This window comes from Bacillus sp. EB V-12, from assembly GCF_056158125.1.
The window spans coordinates 897,030-917,920 of sequence record NZ_JBUXJL010000002.1 but is presented as its reverse complement, the minus strand read 5'-3'; the positions used below and the strand labels follow the sequence as shown (position 1 = coordinate 917,920).

The following is a 20,891-nucleotide window of genomic DNA, read 5'->3' as shown; positions in this document are numbered from 1 at the left end:
GTTTATACAAATTCATTTTATAGGATGTAAAATAGAACATGAATATTCTTCAAGACCTATGGTTTACCGTTAAGTAAATTGCACAGAATACATATGCGATTAGTGAATATGAAACCGGTATTCACTCATTCCAAAACTTCAGTATTCAATTTTAACTACAAAAAAGATGTTTCCGTATAAGAAAACACCTTTTACTTTTTATCCCGCTATTTACCGGGCAGTAAGCCTCCCACTGATTAACGTTTCACTTTATATATTCTATTTACAGTCTCTACTAAAACCTTACTTGCTTGTACAAATGTATGCTTTCGATTTCTATCTTCAACAAATTTATTAGCACAACTACTCATAATCATCATACAACTAATTATGACTAACGCTATCTTTCTATTCTTGTAAGTCACTTTATGCCACTCCACTATTACAAAACTTCTTTTGAATTTATCCCATCAAGAAATTTCACATGAATAATAAAATGTATAAATATGCAATTCTGCATATTCACACGTTTTATCACAATGTTATGATTTAATTTAGTTAAAGGACAAGTATACTGAGGTGACTAACTTGAAGTTTAAAGCGAAAAAAAATCCATTCCACGTCATTTTTATTACATTATTTATAATTATTTTTTTCATTTCGCTATTCTTCCAAAATGAAAATTCTATTTTTTTCACCCTCATGATGCTATTAAACATCGTGAATCTTTCTTCATTCTATTTCTCTCACTACAACATAACGGAATCATCTCTTGTTGTAAAACACGGTTTCATTTTTCATACTGAAATTCCATTTGAAGATATTCGTCACGTTAAATACTCTGGTAAAAAACTTCATTCAAAAAAATGGACTAGACAACAATTAGAAATCCATTACAATTTATTTGACTCAGTGACCACTTTCGTACCACTAGAAGAAGAAAAATTCATTTCACTCTTAAAAGAGAACTGCCCACAGATGAAAGTAATGAATACGCCTGCTAACAAATAATATATTTTGAAGCTTGTAGTATTGCAAGTAGATGAAACATAAAAATGAACATCAAAAAAGCCAAGATTCTATACTAAGAACCTTGGCTTTCTCTATTACTCTTTTGGAGCAATCATTTTCTTTGGATCTACAATTTCATCAAATTGCTCTTCTGTTAGTAGCCCAGATTGCAATGCTGCTTCTTTTAAAGTTAACCCTTCTTTATGAGCATGCTTCGCAATTTTCGCTGCATTTTCATATCCGATATGTGGGTTTAGCGCTGTTACAAGCATTAGTGAACGATTCACATTTTCATTAATTACTTCTTCATCTGCTTCAATACCAACTGCACAATTGTCATTAAACGAAACAATTGCATCCGCTAATAAGTGAGCTGATTGTAAGAAGTTATAGGCAATAACAGGTTTAAATACATTTAACTCAAAGTTACCTTGGCTCGCAGCAAATCCGATTGTTGCATCATTCCCCATCACTTGCGCTACAACCATCGTTAATGCTTCACTTTGCGTTGGATTTACTTTCCCTGGCATAATAGAGCTTCCCGGTTCATTTGCTGGAATAATAATTTCTCCAAGACCACTACGTGGACCACTTGCAAGCCAACGTACATCGTTAGCGATCTTCATTAAATCTGCAGCTAATGCTTTTAATGCACCGTGAGTATATACAACTTCATCATGGCTCGTTAATGCATGGAACTTATTTGGTGCAGAAACAAATTGTTTACCTGTAAATTGACTAATTTCCTCTGATACCATCTCACCAAATTTAGGATGAGCATTGATACCTGTTCCAACCGCAGTTCCACCAATTGCTAACTCTTTCATATATGTATTACTCTCTGCAATCATACGCTCTGTTTTTTCAAGCATACGGTGCCATCCGCTAATTTCTTGCCCTAAAGTTAACGGCGTTGCATCTTGTAAATGTGTACGACCAATTTTTATAATATGTTCAAATGCAGTTACTTTTTCTGCTAAAGTTTCTTTTAATTTCGTAATTGCTGGTAATACGTGATTTTCTACTGCGATTACACAAGCTACATGAAGCGCCGTTGGAAATGTATCATTTGAACTTTGTGACATGTTCACATCATCATTCGGATGAATATGTACGTCAGATCCCTTCTCTTTCAAAATTTGATTCCCACGATTTGCAATTACTTCATTCACATTCATATTTGACTGTGTACCACTACCTGTTTGCCATACGACAAGCGGAAAATGTTCATTCCATTTCCCTGCAATCACTTCATCCGCAGCTTCTACAATTGCTTCTGCTTTTTCTTCTGATAGCTTTCCTAATTTTTGATTACTAAGCGCTGCACTCTTCTTTAAAATTGCAAATGCTTTTACAATTTCAAGCGGCATTTGCTCTGTTCCAATTGGAAAGTTTTCTTTACTACGTTGTGTTTGTGCTGCCCATAATTTATCAGCTGGAACTTTTATTTCTCCTAATGTATCTCTTTCAATTCTGTACTCCATGTTTTCATCCCCTTGAAAATATAATACCTACATCTCTTATAATAACAGACTTTCTCTTAAATGATAAGAATTCTCACTCTTATATATAGATATTCTATATTTATTTAAAAAAATTCCTCTTGACCTAAACTTAAGTTTAGGCTGTATCCTTTCCAGTGTAACCTACTATAACACTACTGGAGGAATTCAATATGAAAAAATATGCTTTTATAACAGGTGCAAATAAAGGAATTGGATATGAACTTGTTCGTCAATTAGCAGAAAAAGATTATCACGTATTTTTAGGTGCTCGTAATGAACAACTTGGACAACAAGCCGTAGAATCTTTAAATGTTTCAAACGTTTCCTATATTCAAGTAGATATTTCAAATTCACAATCCATTCAAGAAGCAATAAAGAAAATTTACGAAACGACTGACCACTTACATTTATTAATTAATAACGCAGGCATAGCGCTAGACTTCAATACACTACCTAGTGAATTAAATATTGAAACTTTACGCCAAGGATTTGAAGTTAATTTTTTTGGAACTTTCCAAATGATGCAAGCCTTTTTGCCATTATTAAAGAATTCAAGCAACAGTAAAATAATAAATGTAACAACTGACATGGCCTCACTAACAATGTTTGCTAATGGTGAAACACATCCAATTAATACACTAGGATATAATTCTTCAAAAACAGCTATTAATGCTTTAACATTAGCTTTTAGTAAAGAATTTGCCACTAACGGTCCAGAAGTATTTGGGGTAACTCCTGGTTTTACAACTACGGATCTTAATGGAAATTCCCCCGGTGGCCATACAACCACTGAAAGTGCTAAAATTATTATTAAATATGCATTAAGTGAAACAAACTATAATGGTAAAATACTTAACAAAGATGGCATTATACCTTGGTAATAAAAGGATGAATGATATGTATTATACAATTGGGCAAGTCGCCAAAATGCAACACTTAACTATTTCTCAAATACGTTATTACGATAAACAAGGACTGTTTCCTTTTCTGCAAAGAAACGAAAAAGGAGATCGAGTTTTTGATGAAGAAGCACTGAAATATTTAGAGATGATTTTGTGTTTAAAAAACACTGGTATGCCAATTCAAAAAATAAAACAATTTATCGACTGGTCTATGGAAGGAGAATCTACCATCCTTCAAAGGTTAGAATTAATGAAACAACAGGAGACCAATGTCTTACAGCTCATTCAAGACACTGAAAAAAACTTAAAAAAGATACAACAAAAAATTGCTAAATATGAGAATGAAATAACTTCAGCAAATGCTATTAAAAAATAAAAAAATCACCTTCTACATATTGTAGAAGGTGATTTTTATTTTATGATGCTTGCTTTCCTTTATCTGCATCATCTACATACCAGATGAATTTGCCTGTATATCCGTAAATAACTGCTAAAATTAACGATACGAAGCTTAACCACATAAACGGAACGTATGAGAACGTTGCTACACCTAAAATACCAGCCATAAAAATACCATTATCAGACCATGGAACCATACCTGAAGTTAACGTTCCACCTACTTCTGAGTTACGCGCTAATACACGACGGTCTATTTTTAATTTATCATAGCTATCTTCCATAATTTTTGGTGTTAAAATTAGTGATACATACATCGCACAACCAAATATATTAGCTAAGAATGCCACGATTAATGTAGACAATGTTACATTACCTGCAGAATTTAATTTCTTCTCAAATTTTGATACGATTACTTTTAAAACACCTAGTTTTTCAAGTAATCCACCAAATCCTAAACCGAAAATAATAACGGCTACTGAGCCAAGCATGCCGTTAATTCCACCACGGTTTAATAACTTGTCAACAAACTCAACACCAGATTGAATTGAGAATCCGTTATAAGCTGTTCCAATCGCCTCTCCAAAGTTCATCCCTTGGAAAAGGGTTGCCCAAATTGCACCAATTAAAGCTCCCATTGCAATTGTTGGCATAGACGGTTTCTTCATCGCTAATAGAACGATAACAATGACCGCCGGAACAAGCATCCATATTTTAATATCAAATTGCTTTAATAAAGCTTCTTTTAAAAATTCTACTCGATTCAAATCTACATTATCGCCGCCATACATCCAACCAGCTACAGTAAACATAATACTAGTAATAATATAAGCTGGAACATCTAATACGAGCATAGCTCGAACGTGAGCAATAACATCTACTTTCGCCATAGAAGCTGCAAGAACTGTGCTATCAGAAAGTGGTGATAATTTGTCGCCGAAATAAGCTCCTGAAAGAACTGCACCAGCAACAAGCGGAAGTGGTAAACCAAGTCCTTCACCAATCGCCATCATAGCAATACCTGCTGTTCCCACTGTTCCCCAAGACGTTCCTGTTGCGATAGAAGTTATAGAACAAATAATTAATGTTGCTAATAGGAATATGCTAGGGTGAATAAATTCTAATCCATAATAGATTAATGTTGGTACTACCCCACCAGCAATCCATGTTCCAATTAAAGCACCTACTGCAACTAAAATCAGTATCGCTTCTAATCCGTTAGAAATCCCTTTCGTAATTGCATCTTGCAATTCTTGATAACGAAATCCTAATCTTAATCCAAGCGCAATTACTAAAAACCATGAAATAAATAGCGCTAATTGAATTGGGAGATCAAAAATCGTTTGGAAGGAAAAGACAACAGCAAGAAATAGTAATAAAAGAACTATGATTTCTAGCATCGATGGTAATCTTACACTTTTCATTTTTTTCTCTCCTTACAAGTCGATAACATGACGTATGTCGTCTTACATGTATGTAATATACAATTAGCGAAGACAAAACAAAATTTTCATATTATTTCGATTTATTTTTCCAGTATAATATATTCACAACCCTTTCTATTGTAAAAGTAGATTACGTTTTTCGCAATGAAAAATATAAAAAATGTTGTATTTTTATTTATCCCAATATTTTCGGCCAATAAGACCCCCGTCTCAAAATTCAGTAAGTGCAAAGCACTTAGGTAAGAAATTAACTACTGTAAAATTCCGAATTGATATGAACGTATTAAAGCTTCACTTTATTTACAAAGAAAAATCCCATACTAACTTTTTTAATATTTGCTGCAATAAAACTTTTTACAACTATCTTCGCTTTTTAATTCACACCATTATTTTCTACATAAAAAATAGGGCACACATCATAAAAATGATGTATGCCCTATCTTTATTTATACATATTTTGTATTTCTTCTTTATTTTTAAGTATTTCCTCAAACTTATCACTACAACCCTTCGGAAATAACACTCCCAGTCCATATGAATGCGCAAATTGAAAATGAGGGTACTTCGCTTTTACCTCATCCCAAAACTTATATACGCCGAAATCACTACTTCTAACTTCAATATCATGAAATAATACAATACCGTTTTTCGCGACTTTCGGTAGCCATGTATTATAATCGTGAGAAACAGCTTCATACGTATGATAGCCATCAATATGCAAAAGATTTATCGTTTCATCTTGAAACCGGTCTACAGCATCATCAAAAGTAGATCGAATTAAATTTCCTATATTAAGGTAGTTATCGCTCACTACTTTTTCTACTATTTGAAAAACCCCTTCTCCATATGGACCTGTATGCCCATCTCCAGCCCAAGTATCTACTGCAAAGCATTTAGTCGATAACCCTCCATCTTTTACTCCCTGACAAAAACTAAAAAAGGAAGCTCCTAAATGTGTACCTAACTCAACTAAAGTTTCTGGTTTTTCAAATCGTACTAAGTCATATGCAAAATCTAAATGTCCACTCCACGCAGATTGTGACCGAATAATAGGACTAAATGTTTCAAATTCAAATGATGGTTTATGAGTAACCCAGTTCATCGCATAACTCCTTCTGCACATATTTTTAACAAACCAAATTACTCTTATCTTTATTTTTTTATCGCCTTGATTATGATTCTATTTCATGAAAATATGAAGAATTTATTCTTTTCTATTGAGGTAAAGCATCATATACATATGGGTCAGTTGGCTTATTAATTTTCTCGATTTTGTTTACTTTTACAAGTGGAAAGACTGTTCCTTTATATGTCGTTTCATCTAATAATCCTGTTATTTTTACCCATGTTTCTTCTGGAATTTTTTCAATATTTTTCCCGGTAACAATCATCCCCCAGACTGATGCATCCGCAATACAACAAGTTATGCCATATCGAGCCACTACTGCTTGATTCCCCGTCACATCTTTATCCTTATATATAAACCCTAAGAATGTAATTTCTTTCCCTTTAAACCAATTAACATTTTGACCAATTACATTCATTGTTTGAACATAATCCTTATCCTTTACTTGTAGTTTACGCTGTCCTAACATACTTTTTACTACTTGCTCTTCCGTTTTATAAGTCGTTGCTAAATTTGATGTTTCTTCTGAATCAACTAATACTTCTCGCTCATCAAACTTAACCTGTTTCCCCTCTTTTTCGTTTCTTTCCAGACTTCTCGCCTGTACACTTTGATTCATACCCCTTTTTCCTGCTAAACTTCCATCAATTGTTACACTTCCAAAGAGAAAAGCACTAACTATCGGAACAACAAATAAAACATATACAAAGAAACTTTTTATCCCTGATTTTGATGTTGTATGATGTTTACAACAATTATAATCATGCTGTTTTTCTCTTCCATCTCCCCAAACTTGTACAATACCAAAAATTAAAATTACTACAAAAGCTATATACGTAAATTTGATCATTTTTGGAGCGATAAAATTATAAATATTCCCTGTTACAAGTAGTTTAAATAAGAGCATTGCTAAACCAATTAAAATAATGCCACGAATATAGCGATGATATGCCTTCTGCTCCTCTTTCTCCATTCTTTCTCACCTCCTATAACATTATGATTTGCAGGATGGTATACACAGATACAATGACAATTCCCATCAAAAAGAATACAAATCTTTTTTGAAAATACGCAAATAGCATTAACGTATTTTTCATATCAAGCATAGGCCCAAACACAAGAAATGCGAGAAGTGCCTTTATCGAGAAAACATGTCCAAAAGACGCAGCTATAAAAGCATCGGCTGCAGAGCAAATTGATAAAACATAACCAAACCCCATCATAATAATGGGAGCAATTACTTCGTTATGTGCTACTGCATCCAGTACATTCCGATCAAAAAACGTTTGAAATACACTTGCTAAAAAAGCACCAATCAATAAATACTTACCAGTATCAAAAAACTCATCTACAGTGTGATTCATAACATCTTTCCAACTCTTTTTTTTGCTTATTTGAACTGAAACCTCTACGTCTTTTAAAACATTTCTTTCGCGATAGCAATAATACACAATTAGACCTATGAATAGAGCAACTAGAATTGTTATCCCAAAGCGTGCATATACAACGTAATCATTTTTTTGAAACGCATATACAGTAGATAAAAGAACAACTGGATTCATAATGGGTGCACTCAATAAAATAACAATGCCTACATGAAGTGGTAGCCCCTTTTGAATGAGCCTTCTTACAATTGGTATAATGACACATTCACACATTGGAAAAAGAACTCCCACAAATACTGCTGGAATCATTGCAACAATCGGAGATTTCGGCATTACTTTTTGAATCATATCTTCCGTCACAAACACTTGAATACATGAAGAAACAATTACCCCTAATAAAATAAAGGGTATTGCTTCAAAAATGATACTTAAAAATACTGTATTCACATTCAACCATTCCTGTGGCATATTTTTGTGCAAATTTGCTAGACTTGTAAAATCTACAAAAAATAATAAAAAGAGAAACATAGCGATAAGAGCTATGCCTACTAATTCTTTTGAAACCCTATTAAAGACCAAGCTTCTCGCCTCCATTTTATTTATATGTAAACATGTGCTTGTCCAAATGCTCCATACTACAGCACAAATTTTATAGTCTATTTCTATTCTTAAATCGTAATCATTATGATTTATTCTTGCTTTTTCTTTTCCTATCGTTTAACATAAAACGTAATCATTACGATTTAAAGGAGAGATCATTTCATGAAAAAAGTACCTATCACTGTATTAAGTGGTTTTTTAGGATCTGGAAAAACTACCTTACTACATCACATTTTGACTAATAAGAATAACTTAAAAGTAGCTGTCATCGTTAATGACATGAGCGAAGTAAACATTGATGCATCTCTTATAAAAAAGGGTGGTTTTTCACGTACGGAGGAAAAACTAGTAGAGATTCAAAATGGCTGTATTTGTTGTACACTACGAGAAGATTTAATGATAGAAGTGAATCGTCTTGTGGAAAATGGTGATATTGACTATATTATTATTGAATCTTCTGGGATAAGTGAGCCTATTCCAGTTGCTCAAACGTTTACTTATACAGACGAAGTCCTTAACATTGATTTAACGAAAAATTGTCGCCTCGATACGATGGTTACAGTTGTAGATGCAAATAGATTTTGGGATGATTTTGCAGATGGAGAAAGTTTATTAGACCGAAAACAAGCAATCGATGAGAATGATACCCGAGAAGTTATTGATTTATTAATAGATCAAATTGAATTTGCAAACGTAATTATTCTTAATAAGATAGATTTGCTAGAAAAAGAAGATGTGATAGAGCTTCATCATTTACTAAAAAAATTAAATCCTAATGCAAAAGTTCTTGAATCTTCGTTTAGCAAAGTACCATTACAAGAAATTTTAAACACAAATCTATTTAATTATGAAGAAGTCAGTCAATCGGCCGGCTGGATACAAGAATTAAATAGTGACCATCATACACCGGAAACGGAAGAATACGGTATCAATTCCTTTGTTTACCGCCGCAAATATCCTTTCCATCCCGAGCGCCTTATGAATTGGCTAGAAAGATGGCCTTTAGATGTTGTAAGAGCGAAAGGATTCTTCTGGCTGGCATCTCGTAATAATATGATAGGGCTTCTATCTCAAGCAGGTTCCTCTATTACAATTCAAGGAGCCGGTGAGTGGATAGCGGCATTATCTGAAACTGAAAGAAATCAAATGATTACAGAAGAACCAGAAGTATTGAAAAACTGGGATAAACAATATGGAGATCGAATAACCGAACTCGTATTTATCGGAATTGATATGAACCGTTCTTTAATTGAACAATCATTAGATAGTTGTCTATTAACAGAGAAAGAAATGAAACAAGATTGGGATATATTTGTTGATCCTATTCCAGCTTTTACTTATACTTCATAACAATTAATAAAAGGCTTCAGTAGAATGAAGCCTTTTTTACTTTATAGTACTCTTATTTAATAAGTTTGCTTTAATTATGAATACAATTGTACCTAAAACAATTAATATAGCATATACGATACCAACTACATTACCTATTTTTTCTAAGCCAAGCGGTAATATTATAGTAGCAACTCCAACTATATAAGAAAATGCTCCTGAAAGCTTCGCTAATTTATTTTTATCTCCAACAAACGTTTCTTCTTGATATCCTGCTAACAAAAACAACCTCTTTTTCACATGTATTTGATACCCTAAAAAAATGATAAGTAACCCAACAAATAAACAAACTAAAAATCCAGCTAACATATCCTCCCCCTCCTCTACAATATTTTACTATACATAAAAAAAATAAAATTAGAAATTTCAGTTTATTAACGAGTCATTCTGTGATATATTGCATATTGTATTCAATTTGTATTTTTAGAAAGGAGAATTTTAGATCATATGGATTCAAATCGATTAAAAGGAATTATAATGGTCATAATCGGTGCTTGTTTATGGGGCTTGTCTGGTACAGCTGCACAACAACTTTTTCAATATGACAATGTTTCAACCGAATGGTTAGTTACGATCCGTTTACTTATATCTGGAATTATTTTGCTCATTATTTCCTCATTCGGAACGAGAAAAAAAGAGATATTTGGCATTTGGAAACAAAAATCTGATGCTATTAAAATGATTTTGTTTGGTCTATTCGGTATGCTTGCTGTACAGTATACGTATTTCGCTTCAATTAAAGAAGGAAATGCCGCCGTGGCAACATTATTACAATATTTAGCTCCTATATTCATCACTGTATACTTACTTTTCAAATGGAACGTTCGTCCATCAAAAATTGATTTCATTTCAATTACCCTTTCATTAGTAGGCACTTTTCTCTTACTAACAAACGGGTCTGTTCATAACTTGGCTGTTTCTACACCAGCTATTATTTGGGGTATTTTATCTGGATTATCTCTCGCTTTTTATAGTTTATATTCAAAGGAATTGTTAGAAAAATGGTCTTCCTCCGTTATCGTTGGATGGGGCATGATTATTGGGGGTATTGGTGTAACGATTGTACACTTTATTTCTACAAACGAATTCATTTTATTATCAACTATGAAATATGTAAAACTAAGTACCCTACCGCTCATCACATTTGTCGTCATTTTCGGGACACTTATTGCCTTTTATTTATACTTAGACAGCATACGATACCTGACTCCGAAAGAAACAACATTATTTGGTTGCACAGAACCACTCGCAGCTATTATTTCTTCTGTACTTATATTGCACGTGCCATTTCAATCTTTTCAGTTATTAGGCGCTTTTTGTGTCATTGTAATGGTGCTCATCTTAAGCCAAAAGCCGGATGAAGGGAAACAAAAATTAAAGCTTGTTCATGCAAAAAAGGAAAATATACAATGAAAGGATTGAATTCACTATGCCTGTCCCTCAAAATTATAAAAAACCAGGAAGAATTTCAGCAAAATCACTCGTTTTAAATCAACTACAAAATTGGATTATTGAAGGTGTACTGAAGCCCAATGAAAAAATTAATGATGGGGAATTGGCTGAGGCACTAGGAGTAAGCAGAACACCTGTAAGAGAAGCACTTCAAATATTAGAGCTTTCTGGATTAGTGGAAATGGTACCAGGGCAAAAAACAAAAATTGCTCCTATTAAGTTAGACGACGTATCTATCATTTATGAAACGATGGCTGGTCTTCACTCTATTATAGGAAAGCAAGCTCTTCAAAACATTACAGACGCTGATATTCAACTACTTTCTGAAATAAATGATCATTTTCAGCACTCTATAGAGAAAAAAAACGCAAAACAAGCTTTAGAATTAGATATACAATTCCACAATACAATTTCTTCTATTGCTAAAAACCAATATATTGAACCCTTTTTAGAAAATATGCAACTTCACGTTTTACGTCTTGAATATTTGTTTTTCCAAAACTTTGTTCCAGCAAGTCAATCTATTGAAGAACATCACTCTATCATTCAAGCATTACAGAAGCAGGACGAAAAACAAATGGAACAAATAATGACCCAAAACTGGCTCCGTCCCATGAAAGAAATACAAAAAATAATTTCTACGAAATAAAAAGAGAGCTGGTTACACAAAATCGTAACCAGCTCTCTTTTTACTAATCTATATAGCTACGCCTGAATATTCGCATAATCTTCCATATCTTCGTACTCTTTTTCCAATTCCTCTAAAGACAGCTCGTATAATTGTCGGTCGCGAATCTTAAACACACCTGCTCCAATTAACTCATCAATTAAATGCCTCTTACGATTTTCAACAGCAAAACGGAGTTGACTACTCATCTTTTAAAAAACTCCTTTCTACGATCATTGAAAATGATAATCTCTATCAATTACCACTTTTGATTATAAAAGATGACTCTTTATAAGTAAAGTAATTTCATGAAATATTTACCTTGCAAAGTACTTGTGGCCACATTATATATATGTATGCCGTGCGAAAAATGTTATGACACTTTTTCTTATCCTTTTTCTTTCATACTTTGCAAGTTGTCTCATCATGATTAAATTCACCATCTATTTCTACTTGAATGGTGACATGTTCTACATGAAATTTCTCCTTTAATACATACGTAGCCTCTTTTAATACACTTTGCGTTTCATTCCCTTTAATAATAAGATGACATGTTAATACTTGAAAATCTGATGTGACAGACCATATGTGCAAATCATGAACTTCTTTGACAATCGGAATATTTAATAACGTACTTTTTACCTCTTCAACATTTATGTGCTGTGGTGCACCTTCCATTAATATATGAACCGTATCACGTGTTACACGCCATCCACTAATAATGACTAAAATAGACACAAGAATACTAGCAATCGCATCTGCAGCAGTCCATCCGAAAAATTTAATAAGTAACGCAGCAATAATCGCTCCGACGGAACCCAATAGATCGCCTAGTACGTGCAGGAAAGCACTTCTTAAATTCAAATTACTTTTCACATCTCCGCCTCTCATTAATATCCAAGCTGATAAAATATTAATAAGCAGACCAAGGACTGCAATAATGAGCATCCCATTACTAGCAATCTCAACTGGTTCTTTAAAACGACGGATTGCTTCAATAAAAATGTATACCGAAATGACAATAAGAACGACACCGTTACATAATGCTGCTAACATTTCGACTCGCTTATACCCGTATGTTTTCGCAGTTGTTGCTGTTTTTTCTCCAAGTTTAAACGCAAGTAAACTTAAAGCTAAAGATACTGCATCACTTAGCATATGCCCCGCGTCAGATAGTAGTGCTAAGCTATTTGTTACAAATCCACCAACAACTTCTGCAATCATAAAACTTGTTGTTAGTAGGAAGGCAATTAGTAACGCCTTTTTATTTTTTGAATGACCATGATCATGCGAATGTCCCATACTTATACTCCTTTAAGTACAATATCTGTATGTTAGTATGAAACAAACTCCCCATCTTTATCCCGAATTGACTGATTGTAAACGCCCGCTTCCTCTGTATACACACTTCGCTATTTTTTAAACAATCCCTTTTTCTCAAATAAAACAAGACTACTTCTTTTTTATTTTCATATTGTTTACTAATGAAAGAATTTTTAAGGAGGTTACTTAAATGAAACGTTTATTTCTCTGTATGGAACGTGAACTTGTTGTAGTGAAAGAACACAATGATAACTATGAAACGACTTATCACTTACAAAATATGCAACCTACCTGTATCGCTGTTGATCCATTTCAAAAGAATCGTGTATATTGCGGAACATTTGGACGAGGTCTATGGTTAAGTGACGATAGTGGGGATTCATGGAGACCAATTGGAGATTCTTATCGTTACTTTGATTTCCCTAAAGAAGATGGTATTTTGCACTCCTCTATCACTTCCATAACAATAAGCTCAAATGAACAAGTTAACGGATATGGTGTCGTTTATGTCGGCACAGAACCGAGCGCTTTATTTCGCTCTGAAAATGGTGGTGAAACGTGGACTGAACTTAAAAATATGAAATCATTATTATCTTCTTATACGTGGGCATTTCCGCCTAGACCTTTTACCCATCACGTACGCTGGATTACAGTTGACCCAAATAACCCTAATACAATACACGTTTCAATCGAAGCTGGTGCTGTTATTCAAAGTAACGATAAAGGGCATACATGGATTGATAAAAAATTCGGTGCTCCTATCGATGCTCATCAATTACTTATGCACCCTAAAGCACCAAATCGCCTTTATGCATCATGTGGTGACGGATTTATGGGCGGACCTGATCGTGCTTATCTTGAGAGTTATAACAATGGAAACAGTTGGATCTCATGTAGTGCAGGACTTGAAAATCATTATTTATACAGCATGGCTATCGATCCAGCTGATTGTGATACGATTCTCGTTTCTGCTGCGCCAAGTGCTGATCTCGCTCATCATCGTATCCCTTATGAATCTTATATTTATCGAAAAACGAAAGATACTCCGTTCCAGCAAGTACAACAAGGACTACCATCTGCAATCGGTACAGTCATTTCGATGTTTGCTACAAACGAAGCCGAACCACATACGTTTTACACGTTAAATAACAATGGCGTCTTTCAATCCAATGATAGCGGCGAATCGTGGGAACAACTAAACATTCCGTGGAAAGATGAGTATAAAACGCAGCATCCGCATGCACTATTCGTCACTAGTTCTTAACGAAAAAAGACTGCCTAAATGATTTTAGGCAGTCTCTCTTTTATTTCTTTAAATCAATGACAATATCATCTAATACAATACCCTTATTGCCTCCCAATCTTCGAGGTACAAAACGCTCCTTTACTTGTCCTTCAACTATTGTTACCGATCCATAATTTTCAGGAGTGTGGATTCTTAAATTAACGTGAGGTGTTATTATTAACTTAGTAGCGTTCTCATTAAGTTGTTGGAATGTTTTACTCCAATTAAAATTATAAGAATCTTCACCTGAACCTCCATTTCCTTCTCCATAATACTGATTACCTAAATCATCTCTCACTTCTAAATCGACATCCACTCCATCCCATACACCCCTTATCTTTTGAGATACTTCTTGGTTGTAATATAGAATAAACGAAATTGGTGTTATTTCCATTCTCTCCATATTTACTTTGACACCATCTTTTTCTGTACTACCTCCAATCAATGTCTCTTTATTTTCTATTCCTTTTAGATTAATATTAAAATTCCAATCCCCTTTTATCTCTTCTTCAGTTTCTAAAATGGCTATACTTTGTACATTCCATTCAACATTCACTATAGTTTCTTTACTACCAACTAGATCGCTACTTGTTTTTATTAAACCTGTATATTTTCTATCTGCGACTTTAGTAATTTTATTGCTACCTGATTGGGTACCTGCTCCTTTAATAGTTAAAAAATCCAACGTACTTGGATTTTCGCCTAGATCTCTGTTACTTTCTATAGAATAGTTTATTGATACTGTCTTCCCATCAAAAATGGCATCATTAATCGTTATCTTTATTCCCTTGCTTTCTTTTGTCATATTTAGTACTGTAGTGTATTGTTTATAATTATAATGAGGCTCCATTATCTTCCCTGCGTCAGTTTTAGAGTTTTCATATAACCCCGTTCTACCATTATCTAAAAATCGGAATATGTCACCTACAATTGGCAACCCTCCAGCATATGTAGGAAAACCGATACCAAGAGTTGCAACTGATAATCCTACTAAAATAGATGCAGCAGCGACACCTTTTTTCCAACTTTTCATCTTTTTCTTCGTACGTATCGATTGTTTTACATTTCGTTTTACTTTTTCCTTTTCAATTTCAGAAGCCTCAATTTCTTCTAGTTCTTTTTCATCTATATCAATATCATTTAATAGTTCATAAATGTCTTTCATATTGCACTACCTCCAAAACTAATATTCGTAGCATTTTGTTGTAGTTTCTTTTTCCCCCGGTACACTCGATTATCAATTGCTGCCCGAGTTAATCCTAACTTGCCACCTATTTCCTCTGTCTTCATACCAAGTAAATATTTCATAATGAACACCTTTTGATCTAGCGGTTCTAATTGATTAATGAGCTTCAATAATTCTTCCCTATCTTCCATAACGATTAATTCGTCTTCTGCTGATTTTTCTGTACTGATATGAAACTCATCTGAAATGATTTCTACTGTTTTAGTCGATTTCCGGTAATAATCAATTGCTTTAAACTTCGCAATCGCTGCAATCCACTTTTTAAAATCACTCGGCTCTCCATGAAATTTATTTGCGTTATTCCAAATGGAAAGAAATATATCGTTTATACATTCCTCTATGAGTCCATCATTTTGAATTGGGAGTAGAACTTTATGCGTGATCCCCTTTATGAGTGGTAAGTATGTATCGACAACAAATTCTAACGCGTCTTCTTTTTGCCGCTGTAATCTTTTTATAAAATTTTTCTCATTTGATTTCATGTAGCGATTCCCCTTATTGTTTTGTAAAAGCTTTTACATCCTATATAACGTCTGAAAAAATTTTTTCTCTCATCTTTTTTATTTTTTGTATGTAATGGAATACTTTCCCTTAGCCATTGTCTCACATAACTATGCGTTCAAAGAAAATTTTCTCAAGTCTGTAATTTAATTCATGTAGTACACTATTTATATAGTCATTTTTTAACTTGATGTACATTTTATTTCGTTAATCTACTATTTTAATTTAGGAGATGAGATGTGTATGTGTGGAATTACAGGTTGGGTAGATTGGAAGGAAGACCTTTCAAATCAACATGTTATTTTAAAAAAGATGGCAAATCGTATTCAGCATCGTGGTCCAGATGCTGAAGGATTTTGGTTTTCACCTCATGCGGCCTTTGCACACCGGCGTTTAATTGTAATTGATCCAGAAGGCGGTACACAGCCGAAGACATTCCGTGCTGGTGATTATACGTATGCTCTTACTTATAATGGAGAAATTTATAATTTCCGTGAACTTAAAGAGCAGCTTCAAAAATGTGGGCATGCATTTGAAACCCATTCAGATACAGAAGTGTTACTACATGCTTATCTAGAATGGAAAGAAGACTGCGTGCGATATTTAAACGGAATTTTCGCTTTCGCCTTATGGGATGATCAGAAGCAACAATTATTTTTAGCGCGTGATCATTTAGGTGTAAAACCACTCTTTTACACAGAAAGAAATGACAGCATTATTTTCGGATCTGAAATAAAAGCATTATTAGCGCATCCATCTGTTCCTGCTGAAATTGATGCGGGTGGAATAAATGAAATATTTGGATTAGGCTTATTTCGCACTCCAGGATGTGGCGTCTTTAAACATATTCAAGAAGTGCGTGCTGGACATTGTATAACGTTTACACGTCATAAAAAAGTAGTTACGAAGTATTGGAATTTAGAAAGTAAGTTCCATACAGACTCTATAGAAGATACATCTTCGCATATTTTATCTATTTTACAAGATACAGTAAAAAGACAATTAATTGCCGATGTTCCTCTCGTTTGTATGTTATCAGGCGGATTAGACTCTAGCGGTATTACTGCACTTGCGGGTAAAGAATTTGCTGCGGAAAATAAAACACTTCATACGTATTCCGTTGACTTTGTAAATAGTGCAAAAGATTTCGAGCTGACATTTGCTCGCACTGGTTTAGACGCTCCTTGGGTAAAACGCGTTTCTGAACATGTAGGGACAGCGCATCATGATATTATTGTGAATGCTGAAGAATTAGCAAATCACTTATTCGTTCCCCTTCATGCGAAAGATTTACCGAGTGCTGGTGAAATGGAAACTTCACTATATTTACTATTTTGCGAAATGAAAAAAGATGCGACCGTAGCTTTATCCGGTGAATCGGCTGATGAAGTATTCGGTGGATACCCTTGGTTTCATCAAGAAGAATTACTATATGTAGATAAGTTTCCTTGGCTAACAAATTGGAAAAATACATCTCCTCTTCTACTAAATGAAGTAAGTAACCAATGTAATCTAGAAAACTATATTGATACACGATTCCAAGAAGCGATACTTGAAGTACCTACTCTTGAAGGGGAAAGTAAAAAATCCGCGAAACAACGCCAAATGTTTTATTTATTTTTAACAAGATTCCTTCCTTTCTTACTTGACCGTAAAGATCGCATGAGTATGGCTGTTGGATTTGAAGTTCGTGTACCGTTTTGCGATTATAGATTAGTTGAATATTTATGGAATGTTCCTTTCAACATAAAAAGTATTGATAATATTGAAAAAGGCATTTTACGTAGAGCACTACAACCAGCTTTACCTGACGATGTACGTAATAGAAGAAAAAGCGCTTATCCAACTTCACAAGATCCACACTACTTACAAACAATCCGTAATTTAACACTTGATATGTGTAGCAATAAAAACAATCCTATTTTCTCACTTATTAACCATTCCATCTTACTTTCAATTGCTGATCAAAGTAATAAAGAGATTAACAATTTTGAGGCAAGAAGTGCCATGGAGTATATGCTACAAGTAAATGAATGGTTAAAAACATATCATATTCATATTGCTTAACAAAAAGGAGTTCAAGGATAAAAGCCTTGAACTCCTTTTATATTAATTAGCACATTGTTTATTATCAGTATCAATAGACCACCCAATAATCGTGGCACAATCTCTACCTTTCCACTGCAGTACATTTGTTAATACTGGCTCAATCTGCAAGCTATTCCCGTCATGTAATATTTCTACTAAAGATTGATCATCATCAAACCTTCGTTTATCACACTCTAAAATACCGTCCGTTGCCATTACAATGTGATTCATTCCTTTTTCTAATCCTCTTACACCTGACGTAAAGCAAGGTGTATTTGCTGCAAAAATATTTTTCCTGCCAATATATTCGTAATTTTTCCGTTTATTTAATCGTCCTTTTCCATTTTTCGTTTTCTCAGAATGGAATAAATACGCGAAACAATCACCAACTGATAACCAATATAAAAATTCGCCTTTTCGTAAACAAATTAAGCAAGCGAGTTCCTCATCATCTTGATCACACTTTTTAATAAATAACTCATCTGTAAATAACGCTAATAAGTACATATGTGTATGATGAAAAGCTAAATGTATTGGATATGAGAATAACTCTTTTAGTTTTTCTTTTCTTTCCGAAATCGCTTCTATTATATAATCTATATTTTTTGTTTTGTGATGTGTATCAAAAATCATAACAAATTCAAAGTGTAATTCAGGATCCCACCAAGCAAGCACCGCATCTCCTCGTTCATATGCATCACTCTCTTGATTTCCCCCATATACGCCGACTGAAAGAGGACCACATTTTTCAACATGTATTTCATCTACATACATCTGTTCATGACTAATCCATTTGAATGTATTCACAGCTATCATCCTCTCTCTTGCTAAATGTATACCTTTACACATAGATTACCTTATATTTCAATAAAAATAAACTTTTTCAACATTTTTTATCCAAATAAAAGGATTTTATTTCTAAAATAACGAATATATCTTACTATACGATATAAAAAGGGGATTTATTATTATGAACAACATTAATCAACATTGGGAGAGCATTTATTATCACTTACGATACGAATACGAGGACAACCTTTCCCACCAAGCAATTCGTATTTTACAAATCGTTTCTCGTGAGAAAGATATAACAATTGGAAAAGTCGCTACTGAGCTTAGTCTTTCTCATAACACAGCATCTGAACATATAAAACGCCTTATTCAAAAGGGTTTCATCGTTAAAGAGAGAAATAAAAAAGATGAAAGAGTGGTAAACCTTACATTAACAATTGAAGGAATTGAAGTATTAGAAAAACATACTTTACTAGATAAAGAAAAGATAAAAATATTAGAATCACAGTTATCAAAAGAAGAACAACAATTAATTGAAAAAGCATTTTCCTTATTAGCGAAGGAGGCAAAATATGCATTTCCTCGTTAAAATAATCGTTTCGGCACTTATTATCGGCGTTATCACTGAAGTCGCTAAACATTACAGTACGATAGGTGGCTTTATTGCTGCCCTTCCTCTCGTGAGTTTACTTAGTCTATTTTGGATTTCATTCGAAGGCGGAAATAAACAAGAATTGAGTCAATTTGCTTTAGGGGTATTATATGGATTCCCCGCATCAGCACTACTATTATTTATTGTCTATATTGGTTTAAAAAATTCATTTACACTTAGTACATCTGTCCTACTTGGTATAGGTGTTTGGTGTATCGTTTTTGCTTGTCAAAAATTATTTCAAGCTTAGGAGGAATTAACATTCATAAATTTGTAGAAATAATGGGGCAAAATATAGAAGTACATATAAAAGGAGATGGTAAACAAACTGTAGTCATTCAAACCGGAATGACTTGCTCATTTTATGATTGGTTTCCTATTATAGAAAAGCTTTCAGAGCACTTTACAGTTGTTTCATACCATCGCCCAGGTTACGGAAAAAGTGATTTAGGCAATCAGCCGCGTACAATAAGGCAAGTTACAAAAGAGCTACATATGTTACTAAACAAACTAGCTATTCAAGAACCATTTATTCTAATCGGTCATTCCTATGGAGGATTATGTGCACAACATTTTGCGATGTTACATGAAGATAAGCTGCAAGCACTTATTTTAGTTGATTCTACTTCGATGAACTTACACCGTTTAGATGAACTTCATTTACCAATTTCTGATCAAACTGATTCTGATGATGTTTGGTTTCAAAAATATAATATATATTCCAAAATGGATGTAGACACACTTTATAATGAACTAAAACCTATTTTCACCGATCAATCAAAACAGCAAATTGAATTCTCTACCTCGCCTTCATTATATAAAGCGACAGCTTCTGAACTATCGGAGTGGAAAAACTGTGCTCTCTCACTAAAAGAGCTATGTAAAACATTAGAAATACCATTAATCGTTATCGGTAGAGATCCTCAATATTCTATTACTCAATTGACTAATGGTGGCATGCCAAAAGAGGAAGCAACACAACTTGAAGCAATGTGGCAAGAACTAATTCACGAACAATTACACCTCTCAACTAACAACCAATATATTCTTGCCGAACATGCTAGTCACGGTATAGAAAATGATCGACCAGATATTATTATTGAAGCGATTCATTTCTTACATATCAAAAAAGGAAGCAACTAAAGCT

General features: G+C 33.7%; 23 protein-coding genes. 11 read left to right on the top strand and 12 right to left on the bottom strand.

The annotated features are described in order from the left end of the window. Positions 1-236: 236 nt before the first annotated feature. Positions 237-404 (bottom strand): hypothetical protein, encoded by a 168-nt coding sequence (locus ACZDYH_RS11425; RefSeq protein ID WP_000221433.1) that lies wholly within the window; start codon positions 402-404, stop codon positions 237-239. 163 nt (positions 405-567) lie between these two features. Here ACZDYH_RS11425 and ACZDYH_RS11420 point away from each other — a divergent pair, with 163 nt between their 5' ends. Next, on the top strand, positions 568-990 hold the full coding sequence (locus ACZDYH_RS11420) for a PH domain-containing protein (protein ID WP_000669066.1): 423 nt from the start codon (positions 568-570) through the stop codon (positions 988-990). A gap of 95 nt (positions 991-1,085) precedes the next feature. On the opposite strand, the gene fumC is transcribed toward ACZDYH_RS11420, so the two are convergent. Next, entirely contained in the window at positions 1,086-2,474 is a 1,389-nt protein-coding gene (gene fumC, locus ACZDYH_RS11415) for a class II fumarate hydratase (protein ID WP_000456608.1), read from the bottom strand. A gap of 191 nt (positions 2,475-2,665) precedes the next feature. Here fumC and ACZDYH_RS11410 point away from each other — a divergent pair, with 191 nt between their 5' ends. Both ACZDYH_RS11410 and ACZDYH_RS11405 read left to right on the top strand, forming a co-directional pair. Next, complete coding sequence (locus ACZDYH_RS11410; RefSeq protein WP_025709158.1) at positions 2,666-3,376, top strand: SDR family NAD(P)-dependent oxidoreductase; 711 nt, start codon at positions 2,666-2,668, stop codon at positions 3,374-3,376. A gap of 16 nt (positions 3,377-3,392) precedes the next feature. Continuing rightward, complete coding sequence (locus ACZDYH_RS11405) at positions 3,393-3,773, top strand: MerR family transcriptional regulator (RefSeq protein ID WP_000291861.1); 381 nt, start codon at positions 3,393-3,395, stop codon at positions 3,771-3,773. 40 nt (positions 3,774-3,813) lie between these two features. Here ACZDYH_RS11405 and nhaC read toward each other — a convergent pair whose 3' ends face one another. The 4 genes from nhaC to ACZDYH_RS11385 form a co-directional block, all read right to left on the bottom strand. Further along, the gene (nhaC, locus tag ACZDYH_RS11400; RefSeq protein ID WP_000843992.1) at positions 3,814-5,217 is read right to left on the bottom strand and encodes a Na+/H+ antiporter NhaC; all 1,404 of its coding nucleotides are present in this window, start codon (positions 5,215-5,217) and stop codon (positions 3,814-3,816) included. Positions 5,218-5,680: 463 nt separating this feature from the next. Continuing rightward, positions 5,681-6,340, bottom strand: a complete 660-nt coding sequence (locus ACZDYH_RS11395; RefSeq protein ID WP_001104673.1) for a class I SAM-dependent methyltransferase — start codon at positions 6,338-6,340, stop codon at positions 5,681-5,683. 112 nt (positions 6,341-6,452) lie between these two features. Beyond that, on the bottom strand, positions 6,453-7,337 hold the full coding sequence (locus ACZDYH_RS11390) for a TIGR03943 family putative permease subunit (protein ID WP_139849099.1): 885 nt from the start codon (positions 7,335-7,337) through the stop codon (positions 6,453-6,455). A 13-nt stretch (positions 7,338-7,350) separates the two neighbouring features. Beyond that, entirely contained in the window at positions 7,351-8,343 is a 993-nt protein-coding gene (locus tag ACZDYH_RS11385) for a permease (RefSeq protein WP_180352093.1), read from the bottom strand. A gap of 168 nt (positions 8,344-8,511) precedes the next feature. Here ACZDYH_RS11385 and ACZDYH_RS11380 point away from each other — a divergent pair, with 168 nt between their 5' ends. Continuing rightward, positions 8,512-9,699, top strand: coding sequence for a GTP-binding protein (locus ACZDYH_RS11380; protein ID WP_139849101.1), 1,188 nt, complete (start codon positions 8,512-8,514; stop codon positions 9,697-9,699). Positions 9,700-9,735: 36 nt separating this feature from the next. Here the strand turns inward: ACZDYH_RS11380 and ACZDYH_RS11375 are convergent, their stop codons facing one another. Then, positions 9,736-10,047, bottom strand: a complete 312-nt coding sequence (locus ACZDYH_RS11375) for a DUF3784 domain-containing protein (RefSeq protein ID WP_000879376.1) — start codon at positions 10,045-10,047, stop codon at positions 9,736-9,738. Between the two features lie 138 nt (positions 10,048-10,185). On the opposite strand from ACZDYH_RS11375, the gene ACZDYH_RS11370 reads away from it, so the two are divergent. Together ACZDYH_RS11370 and ACZDYH_RS11365 are read left to right on the top strand one after the other, a co-directional pair. Then, positions 10,186-11,151 (top strand): DMT family transporter, encoded by a 966-nt coding sequence (locus ACZDYH_RS11370; RefSeq protein WP_000378080.1) that lies wholly within the window; start codon positions 10,186-10,188, stop codon positions 11,149-11,151. Between the two features lie 16 nt (positions 11,152-11,167). After that, the gene (locus ACZDYH_RS11365) at positions 11,168-11,839 is read left to right on the top strand and encodes a GntR family transcriptional regulator (protein WP_002023787.1); all 672 of its coding nucleotides are present in this window, start codon (positions 11,168-11,170) and stop codon (positions 11,837-11,839) included. Positions 11,840-11,895: 56 nt separating this feature from the next. Here ACZDYH_RS11365 and fbpA read toward each other — a convergent pair whose 3' ends face one another. Both fbpA and ACZDYH_RS11355 read right to left on the bottom strand, forming a co-directional pair. Further along, positions 11,896-12,066 (bottom strand): Fur-regulated basic protein FbpA, encoded by a 171-nt coding sequence (gene fbpA / locus ACZDYH_RS11360; protein ID WP_000098302.1) that lies wholly within the window; start codon positions 12,064-12,066, stop codon positions 11,896-11,898. A gap of 193 nt (positions 12,067-12,259) precedes the next feature. Further along, positions 12,260-13,159, bottom strand: a complete 900-nt coding sequence (locus ACZDYH_RS11355; protein WP_139849102.1) for a cation diffusion facilitator family transporter — start codon at positions 13,157-13,159, stop codon at positions 12,260-12,262. A 211-nt stretch (positions 13,160-13,370) separates the two neighbouring features. On the opposite strand from ACZDYH_RS11355, the gene ACZDYH_RS11350 reads away from it, so the two are divergent. After that, on the top strand, positions 13,371-14,444 hold the full coding sequence (locus ACZDYH_RS11350) for a WD40/YVTN/BNR-like repeat-containing protein (protein ID WP_139849103.1): 1,074 nt from the start codon (positions 13,371-13,373) through the stop codon (positions 14,442-14,444). 40 nt (positions 14,445-14,484) lie between these two features. Here ACZDYH_RS11350 and ACZDYH_RS11345 read toward each other — a convergent pair whose 3' ends face one another. Together ACZDYH_RS11345 and ACZDYH_RS11340 are read right to left on the bottom strand one after the other, a co-directional pair. Continuing rightward, complete coding sequence (locus ACZDYH_RS11345; RefSeq protein WP_000653121.1) at positions 14,485-15,630, bottom strand: DUF4179 domain-containing protein; 1,146 nt, start codon at positions 15,628-15,630, stop codon at positions 14,485-14,487. After that, positions 15,627-16,193, bottom strand: a complete 567-nt coding sequence (locus ACZDYH_RS11340) for a sigma-70 family RNA polymerase sigma factor (RefSeq protein WP_046392557.1) — start codon at positions 16,191-16,193, stop codon at positions 15,627-15,629. The genes ACZDYH_RS11345 and ACZDYH_RS11340 overlap by 4 nt, the downstream gene beginning before the upstream one ends. A 262-nt stretch (positions 16,194-16,455) precedes the next feature. Here ACZDYH_RS11340 and asnB point away from each other — a divergent pair, with 262 nt between their 5' ends. Next, the gene (gene asnB / locus ACZDYH_RS11335; RefSeq protein ID WP_000333916.1) at positions 16,456-18,279 is read left to right on the top strand and encodes an asparagine synthase (glutamine-hydrolyzing); all 1,824 of its coding nucleotides are present in this window, start codon (positions 16,456-16,458) and stop codon (positions 18,277-18,279) included. A 42-nt stretch (positions 18,280-18,321) separates the two neighbouring features. Here the strand turns inward: asnB and ACZDYH_RS11330 are convergent, their stop codons facing one another. After that, positions 18,322-19,149, bottom strand: coding sequence for a PP2C family serine/threonine-protein phosphatase (locus ACZDYH_RS11330; protein ID WP_002023784.1), 828 nt, complete (start codon positions 19,147-19,149; stop codon positions 18,322-18,324). A 121-nt stretch (positions 19,150-19,270) separates the two neighbouring features. Here ACZDYH_RS11330 and ACZDYH_RS11325 point away from each other — a divergent pair, with 121 nt between their 5' ends. The 3 genes from ACZDYH_RS11325 to ACZDYH_RS11315 are packed head-to-tail and all read left to right on the top strand — an operon-like array spanning position 19,271 to position 20,887. Then, positions 19,271-19,681: a MarR family winged helix-turn-helix transcriptional regulator gene (locus ACZDYH_RS11325; protein ID WP_001059785.1), complete on the top strand. Its 411-nt coding sequence runs from the start codon at positions 19,271-19,273 to the stop codon at positions 19,679-19,681. After that, positions 19,665-19,994: a DUF3147 family protein gene (locus ACZDYH_RS11320; RefSeq protein ID WP_000545608.1), complete on the top strand. Its 330-nt coding sequence runs from the start codon at positions 19,665-19,667 to the stop codon at positions 19,992-19,994. The genes ACZDYH_RS11325 and ACZDYH_RS11320 overlap by 17 nt, the downstream gene beginning before the upstream one ends. After that, the gene (locus ACZDYH_RS11315; RefSeq protein ID WP_139124022.1) at positions 19,955-20,887 is read left to right on the top strand and encodes an alpha/beta fold hydrolase; all 933 of its coding nucleotides are present in this window, start codon (positions 19,955-19,957) and stop codon (positions 20,885-20,887) included. Before ACZDYH_RS11320 ends, ACZDYH_RS11315 begins: the two co-directional genes overlap by 40 nt. Positions 20,888-20,891: the final 4 nt, after the last annotated feature.

Bases quoted from the DNA above. Each gene is read 5' to 3' on its own strand.
- fumC (WP_000456608.1), bottom strand. From the start codon at position 2,474: ATGGAGTACAGAATTGAAAGAGATACATTAGGAGAAATAAAAGTTCCA.
- ACZDYH_RS11410 (WP_025709158.1), top strand. From the start codon at position 2,666: ATGAAAAAATATGCTTTTATAACAGGTGCAAATAAAGGAATTGGATAT.
- ACZDYH_RS11405 (WP_000291861.1), top strand. From the start codon at position 3,393: ATGTATTATACAATTGGGCAAGTCGCCAAAATGCAACACTTAACTATT.
- nhaC (WP_000843992.1), bottom strand. From the start codon at position 5,217: ATGAAAAGTGTAAGATTACCATCGATGCTAGAAATCATAGTTCTTTTA.
- ACZDYH_RS11395 (WP_001104673.1), bottom strand. From the start codon at position 6,340: ATGAACTGGGTTACTCATAAACCATCATTTGAATTTGAAACATTTAGT.
- ACZDYH_RS11390 (WP_139849099.1), bottom strand. From the start codon at position 7,337: ATGGAGAAAGAGGAGCAGAAGGCATATCATCGCTATATTCGTGGCATT.
- ACZDYH_RS11385 (WP_180352093.1), bottom strand. From the start codon at position 8,343: ATGGAGGCGAGAAGCTTGGTCTTTAATAGGGTTTCAAAAGAATTAGTA.
- ACZDYH_RS11380 (WP_139849101.1), top strand. From the start codon at position 8,512: ATGAAAAAAGTACCTATCACTGTATTAAGTGGTTTTTTAGGATCTGGA.
- ACZDYH_RS11375 (WP_000879376.1), bottom strand. From the start codon at position 10,047: ATGTTAGCTGGATTTTTAGTTTGTTTATTTGTTGGGTTACTTATCATT.
- ACZDYH_RS11370 (WP_000378080.1), top strand. From the start codon at position 10,186: ATGGATTCAAATCGATTAAAAGGAATTATAATGGTCATAATCGGTGCT.
- ACZDYH_RS11365 (WP_002023787.1), top strand. From the start codon at position 11,168: ATGCCTGTCCCTCAAAATTATAAAAAACCAGGAAGAATTTCAGCAAAA.
- fbpA (WP_000098302.1), bottom strand. From the start codon at position 12,066: ATGAGTAGTCAACTCCGTTTTGCTGTTGAAAATCGTAAGAGGCATTTA.
- ACZDYH_RS11355 (WP_139849102.1), bottom strand. From the start codon at position 13,159: ATGGGACATTCGCATGATCATGGTCATTCAAAAAATAAAAAGGCGTTA.
- ACZDYH_RS11350 (WP_139849103.1), top strand. From the start codon at position 13,371: ATGAAACGTTTATTTCTCTGTATGGAACGTGAACTTGTTGTAGTGAAA.
- ACZDYH_RS11345 (WP_000653121.1), bottom strand. From the start codon at position 15,630: ATGAAAGACATTTATGAACTATTAAATGATATTGATATAGATGAAAAA.
- ACZDYH_RS11340 (WP_046392557.1), bottom strand. From the start codon at position 16,193: ATGAAATCAAATGAGAAAAATTTTATAAAAAGATTACAGCGGCAAAAA.
- asnB (WP_000333916.1), top strand. From the start codon at position 16,456: ATGTGTGGAATTACAGGTTGGGTAGATTGGAAGGAAGACCTTTCAAAT.
- ACZDYH_RS11330 (WP_002023784.1), bottom strand. From the start codon at position 19,149: ATGTGTAAAGGTATACATTTAGCAAGAGAGAGGATGATAGCTGTGAAT.
- ACZDYH_RS11325 (WP_001059785.1), top strand. From the start codon at position 19,271: ATGAACAACATTAATCAACATTGGGAGAGCATTTATTATCACTTACGA.
- ACZDYH_RS11320 (WP_000545608.1), top strand. From the start codon at position 19,665: ATGCATTTCCTCGTTAAAATAATCGTTTCGGCACTTATTATCGGCGTT.